The organism is Rhizobium sp. CB3171 (assembly GCF_029714265.1).
GTDB lineage: Bacteria > Pseudomonadota > Alphaproteobacteria > Rhizobiales > Rhizobiaceae > Rhizobium.
Window position 1 is genome coordinate 51,390 of the sequence record NZ_CP121654.1, and the last position, 15,458, is coordinate 66,847.

The 15,458-nt window shown below is 57.0% G+C and carries 13 protein-coding genes, 1 pseudogene and 1 riboswitch; of the genes and pseudogenes, 11 read left to right on the forward strand and 3 right to left on the reverse strand.

Features of this window, described 5'->3' with window-relative positions; translation table 11 throughout:
* The first annotated feature begins 1 nt into the window (after position 1).
* Together QA648_RS32310 and QA648_RS32315 are read left to right on the forward strand one after the other, a co-directional pair.
* A complete protein-coding gene (locus tag QA648_RS32310) occupies positions 2–340 on the forward strand; it encodes a hypothetical protein (RefSeq protein WP_283054568.1) in 339 nt (112 codons plus the stop codon).
* On the forward strand, positions 333–2,549 hold the full coding sequence (locus QA648_RS32315; RefSeq protein WP_283054569.1) for a N,N-dimethylformamidase beta subunit family domain-containing protein: 2,217 nt from the start codon (positions 333–335) through the stop codon (positions 2,547–2,549). The genes QA648_RS32310 and QA648_RS32315 overlap by 8 nt, the downstream gene beginning before the upstream one ends.
* 452 nt (positions 2,550–3,001) lie before the next feature.
* Here QA648_RS32315 and QA648_RS32320 read toward each other — a convergent pair whose 3' ends face one another.
* Together QA648_RS32320 and QA648_RS32325 are read right to left on the reverse strand one after the other, a co-directional pair.
* A complete protein-coding gene (locus QA648_RS32320) occupies positions 3,002–4,246 on the reverse strand; it encodes a D-amino acid dehydrogenase (protein ID WP_283054570.1) in 1,245 nt (414 codons plus the stop codon).
* Between the two features lie 129 nt (positions 4,247–4,375).
* Positions 4,376–4,459: riboswitch (glycine riboswitch) on the reverse strand.
* A gap of 11 nt (positions 4,460–4,470) precedes the next feature.
* A complete protein-coding gene (locus QA648_RS32325) occupies positions 4,471–5,406 on the reverse strand; it encodes a GntR family transcriptional regulator (RefSeq protein ID WP_283054571.1) in 936 nt (311 codons plus the stop codon).
* 563 nt (positions 5,407–5,969) lie between these two features.
* On the opposite strand from QA648_RS32325, the gene QA648_RS32330 reads away from it, so the two are divergent.
* The 3 genes from QA648_RS32330 (at position 5,970) to QA648_RS32340 (ending at position 8,776) form a co-directional block, all read left to right on the forward strand.
* The gene (locus QA648_RS32330) at positions 5,970–6,389 is read left to right on the forward strand and encodes a heme-binding protein (protein WP_283054572.1); all 420 of its coding nucleotides are present in this window, start codon (positions 5,970–5,972) and stop codon (positions 6,387–6,389) included.
* 69 nt (positions 6,390–6,458) lie between these two features.
* A complete protein-coding gene (acs, locus tag QA648_RS32335; protein ID WP_283054738.1) occupies positions 6,459–8,360 on the forward strand; it encodes an acetate--CoA ligase in 1,902 nt (633 codons plus the stop codon).
* Complete coding sequence (locus tag QA648_RS32340; protein WP_283054739.1) at positions 8,357–8,776, forward strand: HAD hydrolase-like protein; 420 nt, start codon at positions 8,357–8,359, stop codon at positions 8,774–8,776. Before acs ends, QA648_RS32340 begins: the two co-directional genes overlap by 4 nt.
* Positions 8,777–8,865: 89 nt before the next feature.
* Here the strand turns inward: QA648_RS32340 and QA648_RS32345 are convergent.
* A pseudogene (locus QA648_RS32345) lies at positions 8,866–9,407 on the reverse strand (N-acetyltransferase family protein).
* A gap of 163 nt (positions 9,408–9,570) precedes the next feature.
* Here QA648_RS32345 and QA648_RS32350 point away from each other — a divergent pair.
* From QA648_RS32350 to QA648_RS32375, 6 genes are all read left to right on the forward strand, one after another.
* A complete protein-coding gene (locus QA648_RS32350; RefSeq protein ID WP_283054573.1) occupies positions 9,571–10,140 on the forward strand; it encodes an XRE family transcriptional regulator in 570 nt (189 codons plus the stop codon).
* 317 nt (positions 10,141–10,457) lie between these two features.
* Positions 10,458–11,828: an LLM class flavin-dependent oxidoreductase gene (locus tag QA648_RS32355; RefSeq protein WP_283054574.1), complete on the forward strand. Its 1,371-nt coding sequence runs from the start codon at positions 10,458–10,460 to the stop codon at positions 11,826–11,828.
* A 27-nt stretch (positions 11,829–11,855) separates the two neighbouring features.
* Positions 11,856–12,368 (forward strand): flavin reductase, encoded by a 513-nt coding sequence (locus QA648_RS32360; RefSeq protein ID WP_283054575.1) that lies wholly within the window; start codon positions 11,856–11,858, stop codon positions 12,366–12,368.
* A 64-nt stretch (positions 12,369–12,432) separates the two neighbouring features.
* Positions 12,433–13,638 carry an MFS transporter gene (locus tag QA648_RS32365; RefSeq protein ID WP_283054576.1) on the forward strand — a complete coding sequence of 402 codons (1,206 nt, stop codon included), beginning with the start codon at positions 12,433–12,435 and terminating at the stop codon, positions 13,636–13,638.
* A gap of 120 nt (positions 13,639–13,758) precedes the next feature.
* On the forward strand, positions 13,759–13,980 hold the full coding sequence (locus QA648_RS32370; RefSeq protein WP_283054577.1) for a DUF3311 domain-containing protein: 222 nt from the start codon (positions 13,759–13,761) through the stop codon (positions 13,978–13,980).
* Complete coding sequence (locus tag QA648_RS32375; RefSeq protein ID WP_283054578.1) at positions 13,977–15,452, forward strand: sodium:solute symporter; 1,476 nt, start codon at positions 13,977–13,979, stop codon at positions 15,450–15,452. The genes QA648_RS32370 and QA648_RS32375 overlap by 4 nt, the downstream gene beginning before the upstream one ends.
* The last annotated feature ends 6 nt before the right edge of the window (positions 15,453–15,458 follow it).

Sequence of the window (15,458 nt, forward strand, 5' to 3'; positions counted from 1 at the left end):
TATGAACAGGTATTCGCTTCAACCGGAAGACAAACAATTCATCGACGAATTCATGCGCAACCCTATAGGGCACCACAGCCCGGGCTTACAGCGCGTTTTGAACGTCATGCGCGGCGGAGAGCTCGATGGAAAATACGTTCTCGTCATCTTGCAGCCTTATCGGAGATGGGCGCTCGGTCGACTTCCTGCCCGCCGTGGTGAGCCCATCTCCCTGGTAGAGGGAGTGGAATACAAATGCCAGCTTCAAGCTGAGCGCGACGTTTTTGTCCGGCGCTGGAAGGACCTTACAGGAGAGGACATCGACCACGAACTGATCGGGGAGGGCGCCGTCAATGCTTAAGATAACAGCCTACAGCAGCAAGATCAGCTATCGGCCTGGAGAAGAGGTCGACGTGAAAGTCAGCGGGCAGGGTATCGACGCCTACAACGCGACCCTCAAGCGGATCGTTCAAGGCGACATCAATCCAGATGGGCCAGGCTACAAGGAAGACGAGGTCGCTTGCGAAATCGGCGGACCGTTCAACGCACGTGAACAGAAGATAGTCACAGGCTCCTACGGGCGCGTCTTGCCGCGGGCACCTCTTTCCGTAGAAGGCCCTGTCTCCATCGCCGCACTCATCTGGCCGACGACGCCGGGCTCTTCGCGGCAGACCATCATCTCCGTCGGCTCCGGGTCCGGATTGCGGCTCAGCCTCGATGACCGGGGCTGCGCTACCCTTGAAGCGATCAGCGATGGCAGACGCATCGCAGAAGCAAGTACAGATGTGCCATGCCGCGGCAAAACGTGGTATGCCGTAGTCGGATGGTTCAATCCGGCCACCAATGAACTTCGCGTCGAACAAAAGCCTCTTAAGACATTTCCATCGATCCGCGACAGTGGCGCCGGCACAGGGCGAGTTTCAGCTGCGCTCGAAGTCGACTGGAGCGAGATTGCGTTCGCGGCCGTGCTTGATGGCGGCAGGCCGACGCTCTGCTACAATGGGAAGATCGAGGCGCCATTTGTTTGCAGTGGCCAACCCTCGGCAGACAGCGTGGTCCAGCACCTGACGGGCAAGCGACGGATCGGCACAGTCATCGCCGAATGGGATTTCAGCACCGATATCGCAAACGATACCTTCAGTGATCGCGGCCCGCACTCCCTTGATGGAACATTGTTCAATCTTCCGCACAGAGCTGTGGCCGGCCATGCCTGGGACGGGTCTGTCTATAAGTGGGTCGAGCGTCCCGAACAGTATGCTGCCGTCCATTTCCACGATGACGACCTCTATAATGCCGGATGGGAAAATGATTTCACCTTCCAGCTTCCCGAAGACCTGCGCAGCGGCGTCTACGCAGCACATCTGACTTCGGCTGATGGCGACAGCGAATACTATCTAGTGTTTGCGGTGAGAGCCGCAAAAACCGCTCGGAAGAATTCTGTCGTGTTCGTAATGCCGACGGCCAGCTATATGGCCTACGCGAACCATAGGCTCGGCATCGATGTCTCGGAAACCGAAATCGGTGCAGGGCAGCTTCTGCAGATCGACAGGCACCACGTCTTCCTGCAGGAAAATCCACAGTACGGGCTTTCCTTGTACGAGGTCCACTCGGACGGCTCGGGCGTATTCTACTCATCCCGTCTCCGACCAGTTCTAGACATTCAGCCCAAGGTTCAAGGGTTTATCGGGGGCTTGGGATCCAATATCTGGCAGTTCAATGCCGACACCCATATTCTGGGCTTCTTTGAGAGCCGTGGTATTGGCTACGATGTTCTGACTGATGAGGACCTTGAAGCGGAAGGCGTCGAAGCCTTGGCCGAATACAAGGTCGTCGTTACCGGAAGTCATCCGGAATACACGAGCACGAAAATGCTCGACGCCTATCGGGATTATTCCGACGGCGGTGGCCGCATCATGTACCTTGGTGGCAACGGCTTCTACTGGCGTATCACCTACAACGAAAAGCTTCCGGGCGTGATTGAATGCAGGCGCTCAGAAAGCGGCATTCGCGGATGGGAGCCAGGCACCGGGAACTACTATCACCAGTTCTCCGGAGAGCTTGGGGGATTATGGAGACGCATCGGACGAGCTCCACAGGAAGTATTCGGTGTAGGGATGACGGCCCAAGGGTTCGATTTATCGTCGCCCTACATCAAGACCGAGGACGCGAAGAACCCCAGAGCTGCGTTCATCTTCGAAGGGGTTGACGGAGACATCATTGGGGACTTCGGCCTCAACGGGGGCGGTGCAGCGGGCAATGAGATCGACCGAACCGATTTCACACTCGGCACTCCACCCAATGCGCTCGTCGTTGCCTCTTCGCGTCTACACACCGACATCTATCTGATGACGCCCGAGGATCTTCTGGATCCGACACCAACATGGTCCGGAACGCAGAGCGATCTCATAAGATCCGACCTGACCTTCTTCGAAACTTCATCGGGAGGCGCGGTGTTCTCGACGGGCTCGATCGCCTGGGCAGCGGCGATGGCTTGGAGCGGATACGATAACAACGTTGCCCGAATTACAGAAAACGTCCTGAGGCGCTTCATGAGCCCGGAGAGGTTCTAACTGTCGCCATCGAGCAAAATCGTCCCGCCGTCATCTCGGCGGCGGGGCGGGTGCTCAGAAGGGGCGGTGATGGACAGCTTTGTCTGCGCTATCGGTGCCTTGCATCCTTCTTCGAAACAACCGTGCGACTGGCAAGATTTCGAGCCGCGTTTCCAAACTACATCGAGAAGAACGTCCACCCGCAATGGCAAAGGGATGATATCGCTGGCATTTCCCCGCAGCTCGATCCTTCGGCCGTTGCGGCAATTCTCCTGGGCCTTCCAACCGCAAACAAATACTCTGGCGACATCTGCTGACCGGTGGTTACGACGGTCGTTGAGAGCGGTCGCGAGAATGTTCACAGGAGGCTTTCGGCGGCGACAAAGGGTGATGCCCCAGAACCGGAAGGGTGGAATCTCGGTTCCATCCTTTGAATTCGGTTCCGGGGTCTTCGTTCAGCTCCGGCCGCCCCATCAGGCGGCGTAGGCGCCCGCAACGGTCTCGCCAACAAGCTCTGCCGTAGCACATGAAAGTGTCCAGCCGAGATGGCCGTGACCAGTGTTGTAGAAAACGCCGTTCCGGCGACCCTTTCCAACCCGCGGAAGCATGTTCGGCATCATCGGGCGCAGCCCGCTCCACGGGATCACTCGGCTGGTGTTGATGTTCGGAAAGTACTGACGTGTCCAACGCACCAGAGGAGCGATGCGGTCAGCCCGGATGTCGTAGTTCACGCCATTGATTTCGGCGGTTCCTGCGACTCTGAAGCGATCCTTGCCAAGGCGGCTGGTTACAATCTTCGCGGCATCGTCGAGAAGACTGACCCAGGGCGCTCCCTGTTGACTGCGTTCATCGTCAAGATGAACCGTGATCGAGTAGCCTTTGACCGGATAGATGTTCACGCGGTCGCCCAGCATTCGTGCAAAGCGCCGGCTGGCAACCCCTGCGCAAATTACCAGGCCGTCGAAACTCCGCTCCGCTCGCTCCGCGACGGCCATTCCGGCCTCGACAGTCCGATCCCATTGGACAGATATGCCGACCCTTTGGTGCTGGAAACCAACGACGTCGGCCTCAAGTTCGAACCGCGCACCTCTATGGATGCACGCTTGCGCAAGCCCGCGTGTGAATTTGTGGATATCGCCCGTAGAGTCCGAAGGCGTGTAGAATCCCCCATAGAAATTTCCGCTCAAGGTCGGTTCGATGGATCGAATTTCATCAGGCGAAACTGCTTTCCGCTCCAAGCCCGCGGCCTGCAGAAGAGTGTTCACCTGCGCCGCATGACGGAAACTCTTTGCGTCGCGATAAAAATGAAGGATGCCGCGCGTCTCAAGATCGAAGTTGATGCCTTCATGCTCAGCGATGTCGAACATGTATTGGCGAGCTTGAATCGCGAGCCTCGCCGTATCGATCGTGTTCTCCTTGTATTTGGGTATTGCGGATACGAATTCAGCCAGCCATGAATATTTAGGCCATGATGGGCTGGGATTGAGGAGCAGGGGCGCGTCCTTTGTCAGCATCCATTTGATACCCTTGAGGAGGGTCGACCAATGATTCCAGACTTCTGCATTGCTCGCCGACAGTTGGCCGCCGTTGGCGAATGAAGTCTCCATAGCAGGGTAGGCATGGCGATCGAAGATCGTAACGTCGTAGCCTCGGCGCAACAGCGAGTATGCAGTGGTGATCCCGGTTATTCCCGCGCCAATGATCGCGATATGGGGCATTTGTGTTCTCCCAAAGACAGTTGTCGAAAGGTCAAGCGACCTAGTAATCCCCATCTGTCCTTGGTACCTGAGAGCTTCCCGTTTGAACGGTATCCCCTTCGGTGGGCGTTGCTGCCACTCTCCAGATTTTCCAGTCACGCGGTCCTTTTGCCTGAGAGTTTCCTGGGGGATTGCTCCGTCGGCGCCGCACGCGATCTCTCCCGCGTGACCTTTGGAAATCAGTTCTACATATCGTCGTCTCCGGTGAGCTCGGAGTCGTCCTCTTCCATCAGACGCACCTTGCCATCGCGAAGAAGCTCAAGATCGTCGTCCATGTGAATGAATGTCTCGTCTCTCGAGACTTGCAGGTGAATATGCATTAGAGACGCAGCGACTTGGCGATTGCCTTCGAAGAGGGCGGCCATAATGCCGCGATGCTCAGTCATCGACTGCCGCAAGCGCTCGATGCGGATGAAACCGAGGTACTCGGTTACTCGGCGGATGTTGTTCTGACGCTCGATCGCACTCACCAATTCGCTTGTGCGGGCGCCCTGTGCAACGAGCTTGTGGAAGCGGGCGTCCAATTCGAAAAGACGCCGGCGATCCATTTGGTGCACGTGCTCAATCGCACCAGCGTGATCGTCGTCGAGCTCCTTGAGCGCAGCCAGGTCTACTTCGTAGCCATCCGCCAATATTCCGGCGGGTTCGATAATCTGACGGAAGCGATAGCTCTCGGCCATGGCCCGAGGACTGACGTCCGCGAAAATCCATCCATGGCCCGGTGACGGTTCGACGAGATGATCCCTCGTCAATCGGCGAAGAGTTGAAGCGAGAACGCCATTCGCTACCGAGTAGCGTTGCATAAGTGCGCGCTCGCTCATCACCGCGTTGAGCTCACCAGTCGCCATGTCACGCATTACGCGTTCGTCAAGCGATTTCCCAGTTTCTCCTTCGCCATTCTTCAGCAGGGAGGCGGGGTCACGCAGGATGAAACCGCGGCGTGGTTCGAAGGCGAGAACGCCCTCATCCTGAAGCTTTTGAAGAACGCGGCGGATGGGCGTGCGAGATACTCCGAGTTGTTCGGCAATCTCCGCTTCGTTGATGCGATCACCCGATTTCAGATCTCCACTCAGCTCAAGCCGAAGCTGCTCCAAAATCCGGGTCTGAAGTGGTGTCTGCATTGTCCGCCTCTAAGTTACTGAATTGTGTTTTACCGAGACAAAATGCTTTTGTCTAGTCGATTACTGTTGCCGTATTGTATAAAATACACTAGGTTGCCGTCCGCAAATGCCGAATGAACGCTAAAGGGGGCCGACGTTCGAATGATGCGCGATACGATCGACATGGCAAAGGGAGTTGCGCATGTTTTCCAATCAAGACCGACAGTTCCCGACCGGAGGAGGGCAGGAGAAAAAAGGTTAAAGCGTCGCCTGCGGTCACCTCAGACGTCGTCTTCGCGCTGGAGTTAGATGCTGGCAGCACAGAGGGACTGGATCGTCTCTATTGCGGAGTTCGTGATTTCAGAACCACGAACCGATAGCGCGTGAGATCCGCGGTCAGTGGATCGCGGCTCAATGCGCGACGGACGAGACAGCCGACGAAGCTGACTATGTGAACCTTTTCAATCAGGCCGACACCCACGGCGCCTGCCGGCTGCCGGTGGTCTGCTGGATTGCTCGCCCGCCTTTCATGCACTCAATCAAGATCTGTAGTGGCCATCGCCGGATTTTCCAGGAGGAATAATATGTCGAAATTTCGAAGCAGCATCACTGTGACCGCAGAAGCAGCCTTGGAAGCGCTGTCTGCGGCGGTCTCGCACGCGAAGGCGATCAAGGTGCCCCAGTGCGTCTTTATTGTGGACACCAGTGGAGAGACGATCGCCAGCATCCGAATGGACGGTGCGAAGTACCTCAGCATGCACACAGCGCGCGCCAAGGCTCGCACCGCTGCGTCAATCAATGGTGCGACGGGGGCGATGTCAGTGGAATTCGGCGTTGCCGCAGGCATCGCCTCCCAGGGAGGCGTGACACATCTGCCCGGCGGGCTCCCGATACGATTTGACGGAAATCTGGCAGGCGCCATTGGCGTAGGATCGGGTTCTGGCGAGCAAGATTTCGAAGTTGCTCGAGCGGCGCTTTCAGCAATCGGCGCCGACGAAATTTGATGGATGGATATTTTGAAGGAATTAAAATTGCAGCAGACTGTGAAAGCGAATGACTGGCAGGTCATTGGAATGGATTTTGATACCTACCTGCGGTCTTACGAACAAAGCATCCGTGACCCGGAGGCATTCTGGGGTGAGCATGGGAAGCGCATCGATTGGTTCAAACCGTATAGCATCGTAAAGAACACAAGCTTTGAAGGCGATGTCAGGATACGTTGGTTTGAGGATGGGGTTACCAATGTCTCCTACAATTGCCTCGATCGCCATCTCGCAGAGCACGGCGATCGCACGGCAATCATCTGGGAGGGCGATGATCCCACGCAATCGAAGCACATCACTTACAAGGCTTTGCATGACCAGGTGTCCCGGCTCGCCAATGTGCTCAAGACGAGGGGCGTGAAAAAGGGCGACACTGTCTCGATTTACATGCCGATGATCCCGGAGGCTGCCGTTGCCATGCTCGCATGCACGCGGATCGGCGCCATCCACTCGGTCGTATTCGCAGGCTTCTCTCCGGACGCTCTTGCTGGAAGAATCCTAGATTGCGGTTCAACCGTTCTCATCACAGCTGATGAGGGCGTCCGTGGCGGACGCACGGTTCCCCTCAAGAGAAATGCCGACCAGGCCGTCGCACTCGCGGCGGCTGATGGTCTCCTTGTGACCTCTGTCTTGGTGGTACAGCGAACCGGATCGGAAATCAGCCTCAATCCTGACCGCGATCTCTGGTATCACGAGGCGGTGAACGCCGCGGATCCAAGCTGCGCCCCCGAGCCAATGAGCGCGGAGGATCCGCTTTTCATCCTCTATACGTCTGGTTCCACGGGTAAGCCAAAAGGCGTCCTTCACACGACTGGAGGATATCTTGTCTACGCTTCCATGACCCATCAGCATGTTTTCGAATACCGACCCGGCGAGGTCTACTGGTGTACGGCGGACGTGGGATGGGTGACAGGACATTCATACATCGTCTATGGGCCCTTGGCGAATGCTGCCACCACATTGATGTTTGAGGGCGTCCCGAATTACCCGGACGCGGGACGGATGTGGGACGTTGTCGACAAGCACCAGGTCAATATCTTCTACACCGCGCCCACCGCTATCCGTGCCCTCATGGGGGCAGGAGATGCATATGTGAAGCGTGCGAGCCGCGCGAGCCTCAGACTTCTGGGAACCGTCGGCGAACCGATCAATCCGGAAGCCTGGGAGTGGTACTACGCTGTCGTCGGCGGATCGCGTTGTGCGATTGTCGACACTTGGTGGCAGACCGAGACAGGCGGGCACATGATCACACCAATACCTGGGGCGACCCGACTAAAGCCGGGCTCGGCGACGCTCCCATTTTTCGGTGTCCTGCCCGAAATCGTTGACGGCGACGGCAAGGTTCTGACGGGCGCAGCCGAAGGAAGCCTCTGCATTGCCGATAGTTGGCCTGGCCAGATGAGGTCGCTTTTCGGAGATCATGAGCGCTTCATCCAGGCATACTTCTCGACCTACAAGGGGAAGTACTTCACCGGGGACGGTTGCAGGCGGGACGACGACGGCTACTACTGGATTACTGGACGTGTCGACGATGTCCTTAATGTATCTGGCCACCGCATGGGGACTGCGGAGATCGAGTCCGCTCTGGCGAGCCATCCCAGCGTATCGGAAGCGGCTGTTGTCGGCTTCCCGCACGACATCAAGGGGCAGGGCATCTATTGCTACGTGACACTGATGATCGACGAGCAGCCGTCGGAGGCTTTGGTGAACGCCCTGAAAGCGCATGTCCGAAAGGAGATCGGGCCGATAGCGACCCCTGACAGGATCCAGTTCGCACCCGGTCTCCCAAAGACGCGGTCGGGAAAAATCATGCGCCGCATACTTCGCAAGATTGCCGAGAACGATTTCGGTGCCTTGGGCGATACGTCGACGCTTGCTGATCCCTCGGTGGTGGAATGCTTGATTGCCGAGCGTCAGAGTGACATCAAATAGCAAAGTCCCATGCAGCGTTCTTCGAGTACGCCGCAAGCAGGTTCCGGACTTTCAACAAGGAAGAAGCATTGATAGTCGGTGACCGACTGGATGCGGACACTCTTTGGGCAAACCAGTTCGGCATCGAGAGCTGCCGGTTCAACCCGCTGCGCGCGGAGAATTGGAGCTCAGCCGTGCCAACGATTGAGGTGGCTGCGCCCGCGAACAATGCTCGCGTCGAACATCGCTTCGATTGCATGCGCCGGCGGGACTTGTTGTCTGTTGCGTTGGAAGAAGGCAAAAGCATCCGGGCAGAGATTCGGGGGAAACGGGCGAAATCCTCCCAGCCTCCGGCTCTATGCACGGTGATGCTGTCGGGCCTACGTTCTCCTGCCCGCAGCAGCGAAGGTCTCTTCAGCAAGGTTCCAACGCGCTGACATCACTAAGCCTCATCAAGGGCGAGATCGACCCGAGCACCTTCTGTGCGGTAGCGAAGGAAGCATGTGAGAGGAACAAGTTTCCGTTTTCAATCTAGAACTTGTGCTGTGACAGGAGGTTTCGAGGCCTCTTGAAGTTGGAGCTCCATGCACAGGAGGTCGAGCCATCGCCCAAACTTCTGGCCGACTTGACCAAATCGCCCTACGGTTTTGAAGCCCAATTTTTCGTGCAGTTTAATCGAACCCAGGTTCTCGGCTTCGATGCATGCGACGAGAACGTGAATATGGCGAGCCCCGCTTCGGAAATGAGTGCCTGCATGAGCGCGGACCCGATGCCTCCACCCTTGCGATCGCTCCTGACATAGACGGAATGCTCCATTGTCTGCCGGAAGCCTTCAATCACGCGCCAGACGCCGTAGGTGGCATAGCCAACAATCTCGCCCTGCCTCTCGGCGACCAGAACCGGGTGGTTCTTGGACATACGGTCGGCAAACCATTCTCTTCGATTAGACAGATCCACAAGCGTCTCGTTCCAGATCGCAGTGGTGTTTCGTACCGCGTCATTGTAGATGTCGAGAATGGCTGGTAGGTCCGATTCAACCGCCGGACGGATTCCGATAACATTTTCCATGGCGCGAGGTTGTCCAATATATTTGATGATTGGTGCCGATCCGCAGATTAGGGCAGAATGGCTGTGATGATCGATAATCGATTGAAACTAACCTTACAAGTCAAAATTTCGGCGTGTTGACGCTGTAATCACTTCGGAACCCTTTATAAAATCAGGGCAAAGATTGTCTATTATGTTAGATAACGTTGATGAGCGCCTTGGCGCCCGTATAAAAATTGAGCGCGAACTCCGGGGCTGGTCGCTGACAGAGCTGGCAAAGCGTTCCGGCGTATCACGTGCGATGATCCATAAAGTGGAGCGTGGCGACGCAAGCCCAACGGCCATGTTACTCGCTCGCCTTTCCGGCGCCTTTGAGATCAGCATGTCCACGCTGATGGTTCGAGCGGAGATGCAGGAAGGAATGTTGCTGCGTAAATGCAATCAGCCCACCTGGATAGATCCGGTCACGGGCTACGTTCGCACCCATGTTTCTCCTCGGTCTTCCACGCCGATCGATGTCATCCACGTCACCTTTCCTGCAGGAAAGCAATCGGCTTTTCCTGCTTCCTCCTACGCGCATCGAAAACACCTCGTATGGGTTTTGCAGGGTGAGCTCGTCTTCGTAGAAGGCAGGATCAGACATGAGATGAAAGAGGGAGATTGTCTGGAACTCGGGCCTCCAAATGACTGCACTTTCAAGAACGAAACCGGTGAAGAGTGCCGATATGCGGTGATTGTTCTTCGGGAGGCATGAGAAAGATTTAGCCGAGTGACCCTTCTGAAGGGCGCATCGAAATGAACATGAGAGGCAAGGATCACCGGTGCGATCCCGTTTCTTCCGGTGGAAGAGAAATCCCCGGCCCATCGGTTCTTCATAACATTGTAATCCTATAGTGACGCTCTCGATGGCTACCAGTGGGTACAAGGCCGCGGGCGGCGGGCTCGCTCACGGCTGTTTTCCTTCTGGATGACGCAGATCGTGAGGCGCTATTGACATAGCCTATCTGTCCATCATATTAATATGAATATGATACCAAGATAGACCAATGGCCCGAAAACAAGGGAACTTCCATGCCTCGTCAGATACATCTAAACGCTTTCGATATGTCTTGCCCGGGTCATATTCAGCAGGGGATGTGGACTCATCCCCGCGATCAGTCTTACCGCATTAACGATCTACAATATTGGACAGCTTATGCCCGTAGGCTAGAACAAGGCCTGTTCGATGGCATTTTCTTCGCTGACGTCGTTGGTGTGTATGACGTTTATGGCGGCAGCCCAGACGCTGCTGTCCGTGGCGCAGTTCAAATCCCGGCCAACGATCCGACGGTTGTCATTCCTGCGATGGCAGCTGTCACCAAGAACCTTGGTTTCGGTGTCACCTGCAACCTGACCTATGAGCAGCCGTTCCTATTTGCCCGTCGCATGTCCACGCTCGACCATATGACCGGCGGGCGTATCGGCTGGAACATTGTAACCGGGTATCTGGACAGTGCCGCGCGAGCGATTGGCCTTCAGGGGCAAACCGCCCATGACGACCGGTATGATCTTGCCGACGAATACATGTCGCTTGTCTACAAGCTTTGGGAAGGCTCCTGGGATGACGATGCCGTCATTGTCGACAAAGACAATGCCGTCTTTGCCGACCCGAGCAAAGTGCGTGTCATTCACCACGAAGGTCCGCAGTACAAGGTTGATGCGATGCATCTTTGCTCGCCCTCGCCTCAGCGCACACCGGTTTTGTATCAAGCAGGTTCGTCGACCCGCGGTCGGGAGTTCGCCGCCACCCATGCGGAGTGTGTCTTCGTCAATGGCCAGAAGAAGGAAGATGTCAAAGGCATCACCGCCGACATCAAGGCCCGTGCCGAAGCAAAGGGGCGATCCGCAGAAGACATAAAGGTATTCCTTGGCGCAACTCTCATCATTGGCAAAACGGCCGCTGAGGCTCAGGAGAAATTCGAGGAATACCGCCGATATGTCAGCTCAGAGGCGGCGCTCGTACATGCAGCGGCCTCCCTCGGCATCGATTTCGCGAAATACGACCTCGACGAGCCCATCGAGACCGGAAAGAGCCAGGCAATCGTTTCCAACGTTGAGATCATGAACAAGGCTGCCGGCCCCAAATGGACGCGCCGCAAGCTCTTGGAACAGATGGTGCTCGGCAGCCGGCAGGCGCCGTGGGTCGGATCCGCCGAGGAAATCTCGGATCTGCTGATCGGCTGGAGCGAAGAAACTGGCATTGCCGGATTCAACCTGTCGCGCACGGTCACGCCGGAAAGCATCGACGACGTGATCACCTATTTGGTCCCGCTGCTGCAGGAAAAGGGTGTCTATAAGACGTCGTATGCCGAGGGCACTTACAGGGAAAAGTTGTTCGGTCATGCCCGTTTGCCAGCAACGCATTCGGCCGCGAAGTATCGCGGCGGTGCGGCTGCCAAGTGACTTCACTCGTGAGATGGAGGATTTCACATGGTTGATAAGTCCAACTACCGAGACGCTATGGCAGGTCTTGCCGCGGCAGTTAATATCATCACCTCGAACGGGGCCGCGGGCCTTGCGGGATGCACAGTTTCCGCAGTCTGCTCGGTGACGGACGAGCCGCCGACGCTCCTCGTCTGCATAAATCGCTCGAGCGCCAACAACGAAATCATTCGGAAGAATGGAAATCTTTGTGTCAACGTTCTATCGGCCGATCAACGCGACGTGGCGATGCAGTTCGCTACGAAGGGCCTGTCGGTCGGCGAGCGCCTCGCCTGCGCCAAATGGAGCGTTCTTGAAACGGGCGCTCCGGTGCTCGAAGGGGCTGTTTGTGCTATCGATTGTGGTGTCGATGCCGTTTCGGAAGTAGGTACGCACACCGTTTTCTACTGCCGAGTGATGGCCGTTCGAAATCAGCCCGGTTGCGATGGGCTCATCTATTTCGGGCGAGACTTCCACCGCGTTGGCGTCAGTGCCGCGCGTCCTGCCGATTTCCGGGCCTGAAGAAATGGGCAAGCAGCTTAAATCGGATCGTTTGCATTCGCATGCCGCCCTACCTGGAACCCATTTGAGCGATGGCAAATGGCGATCCTTGGCGCTGATCCTCGCGGCCCAGGTGTCGGCGATGAGCGTCTGGTTTTCTTCCAGCGCCGCGATTGCTAGCATAAAGCAGCAACAGCCGATCACCTCGGCCGAGGAGGCGTTGCTTACGAGTGCCGTTCAAATAGGCTTCGTCGTAGGAACGATCGTTTCCGCTCTGTTTTCTCTCGCCGATCGATACGATCCGCGCCGACTGTTCGCCGGATGTGCTGTCACGGCAGCGCTGGCCACATTGATCCTCGTGGTCATTTCGCCGACTGGGATGAGCGTGATCCTGCTACGCTTGGTTACGGGGTTATGTATGGCTGGCGTCTATCCCGTCGGCATGCGCATGGCGGCGACCTGGGCAAACCGGGATCTCGGCCTTCTGATCGGGCTGCTGGTTGGGGCGCTTACCCTCGGTTCGGCAAGTCCACATCTCCTGGCTGCGACTGTCGAGGTGCAGTGGCAAAACATCTACCTCGTCGCGTCTGGTTCAGCATTTCTTGCGGCCATTCTGATCTGCTTCGTCCAGTTGGGACCGAACATACGCCGAGCCACGGTGGTGGACTTCTCGAAAATCGCTCAAAGCTGGCGCCGCGCGTCGCTCCGCAAGGCGAACCTCGGATACCTCGGACATATGTGGGAACTCTACGCAATGTGGGCGTGGTTAACGGTATTCCTTCATCAGTCCTTCGCTGACCGAGGGCTCGTATCTTCCAATGCGAAAGCGGCTTGGTTGACCTTTGCGGCTGTTGCTTCCGGTGCAATCGGATCGTGGCTGGGAGGTGTACTTGCCGACCGCTACGGGCGGACGTTCGTGACGATCGCCGCTATGGCCGCTAGCGGAACCTGTGCCGCTCTGGTCGGTTGGCTCTATGGCGCACCGCTCATTGTCCTAGTGCCCGTGGTCATATTGTGGGGCGTGAGCGTAATCGCGGACTCCGCCCAGTTTTCGGCAACCATCGCGGAACTCGCAGAGCCGAGTTCCGTCGGTACCTTGCTGACTGCGCAAACCTGCGCAGGGTTTCTGTTGACCCTGGTCAGCATCCAGATCCTGCCGGTCGTGCAGAGCGCTCTGGGATGGCCAGGCGCGTTTATGATGCTAGCAATCGGCCCACTGATCGGATGCGTCGCCATGTGGCGACTGCGCCAGGACCCGGAGGCGAGATTGATTTCTGGCGGGAAGCGCTAGCGGTTCAACCCGAAAAATAATTGCCATCCGAGTTCACGAAGTTTCGGAAAGGCGAGCCAAGAACTCCGCCGCAAGAGCGGAGAGTGATGCTCTGTGTCGTCTAACAAGAGGATGGAACAAATGCGACCAATACACACGTTAGCTTTGATACCGGTACTCGGCGTACTTGTTGCGCCGTTCTTCCTGAACCGAATAGATCCGTTCATCCTGGGTATGCCGTTCCTTCTGGCTTGGCTTTCCCTGATGCTCGTTCTCACGTCGATCGTAATGGCGTGTATTTATTTCGTCGACAAGAGGACGGGCGCTCATGGCCAGAACGACATGGAAGGGGCACAAAAGTGAACAGCGCTCTCTTCTTCATCTTCGGTATCCTCATCGTCGCATTGGGCCTTGGTCTGCGAGCCCGTCACGGCAAGGATATGAGCTTTGAACAGTGGTCCGTCGGCGGACGCGGCTTCGGCGCTCTTATTATCTTCCTGCTTATGGCAGGCGAGATTTTCACGACTTTCGTCTTCCTCGGCGGCAGTGGATTTGCCTATGGCAAGGGTGCTGCAGCGTTCTATCTGCTCGGCTACGGCAGCCTGTGCTTCATTCTCTCCTACTGGCTGCTCCCGCCGATCTGGCGCTATGCGAAAGAGAAGGGGCTCCTTTCACAGCCGGACTTCTTCGCCAAGAAATACGAGAGCCCGGCCCTTGGCGTGCTTGTCGCTGTGGTTGGGGTCGTGGCGCTTATCCCGTATCTCGTCCTGCAGCTAAAGGGCCTGGGAATTATCATCAACGTGGCGTCCTATTCATCGATCTCGTCCACTCAAGGGATCTGGATCGGCGCCGTCATCGTTGCGCTTTACGTCTTTGTATCGGGCATCCACGGATCTGCGTGGACCGCCGTCGTCAAGGACATCCTGGTGATGTTCGTAGCCGTGTTCCTCGGCCTGTACCTGCCCTACCACTATTATGGCGGGATCGGAGCGATGTTCGAGGCTCTGAATCAGGCAAAGCCAGGTTTTCTGGCGCTTGCGCCGATCGGCCAGAGCACGACGTGGTATGCCTCGACGGTGCTGTTGTCGACGCTGGGCTTCTATATGTGGCCGCACATGTTCACGGCAACCTTCGCCGCCAAGCGTGAGGATGCCCTGCGCAAGAATGCATATGTGTTGCCAATCTATCAGCTCATGCTGCTATTCATCCTGTTCATCGGCTTTGCCGCTGTCGTGCAGGTCCCCGGTCTGCCGGGGAGCGAAATCGATCTCGCGCTGTTCAAGATCTCACTTCAGACCTTTGATCCGTGGTTCGTTGGCGTCATCGGCGCAGCGGGCGTTCTGACCGCCGTCGTGCCAGGTTCGATGATCCTCCTGACGACGTCTACGTTGGTGGCGAACAACATCTATCGCCCACTGAGGGGTGGGGCCAGCGATGCGCAGGTCGGCTTGGTCGCAAAAGTCATGGCACCTTGCGTCATGCTAGTTGCGGTGTACTTCACCTTGGGTGGAGGTGAGACGATCGTCTCGTTGCTTCTGATGGCCTACGCCTTCGTCACGCAGCTCTTCCCGGTCCTGCTGATGAGCCTGAGGCGCAACAACCCTGTCACGCGGCCTGCCGCCTTCGCCAGCATTGTTGTCGGTGAGGCCACGGTTGCCTGGGTATCGCTGACCAAAAGCACAGTCGGCGCCCTCTTCCCCTTCCTGCCGACGCCGCTGCTGGACCTTAACGTCGGTATCGTTGCCTTGGCGCTCAACGTGATCACCCTGGTGGTCGTCACGGCGGCAACGCGCAAGCCGGAAAACGCAGGCAGCCGGCGCGTTAAAGAAGCTTGACACATT

Coding starts and splice junctions, on each gene's coding strand:
- QA648_RS32310 (WP_283054568.1), top strand. CDS start 2: ATGAACAGGTATTCGCTTCAACCGGAAGACAAACAATTCATCGACGAA.
- QA648_RS32315 (WP_283054569.1), top strand. CDS start 333: ATGCTTAAGATAACAGCCTACAGCAGCAAGATCAGCTATCGGCCTGGA.
- QA648_RS32320 (WP_283054570.1), bottom strand. CDS start 4,246: ATGCCCCATATCGCGATCATTGGCGCGGGAATAACCGGGATCACCACT.
- QA648_RS32325 (WP_283054571.1), bottom strand. CDS start 5,406: ATGCAGACACCACTTCAGACCCGGATTTTGGAGCAGCTTCGGCTTGAG.
- QA648_RS32330 (WP_283054572.1), top strand. CDS start 5,970: ATGTCGAAATTTCGAAGCAGCATCACTGTGACCGCAGAAGCAGCCTTG.
- acs (WP_283054738.1), top strand. CDS start 6,459: ATGGATTTTGATACCTACCTGCGGTCTTACGAACAAAGCATCCGTGAC.
- QA648_RS32355 (WP_283054574.1), top strand. CDS start 10,458: ATGCCTCGTCAGATACATCTAAACGCTTTCGATATGTCTTGCCCGGGT.
- QA648_RS32360 (WP_283054575.1), top strand. CDS start 11,856: ATGGTTGATAAGTCCAACTACCGAGACGCTATGGCAGGTCTTGCCGCG.
- QA648_RS32370 (WP_283054577.1), top strand. CDS start 13,759: ATGCGACCAATACACACGTTAGCTTTGATACCGGTACTCGGCGTACTT.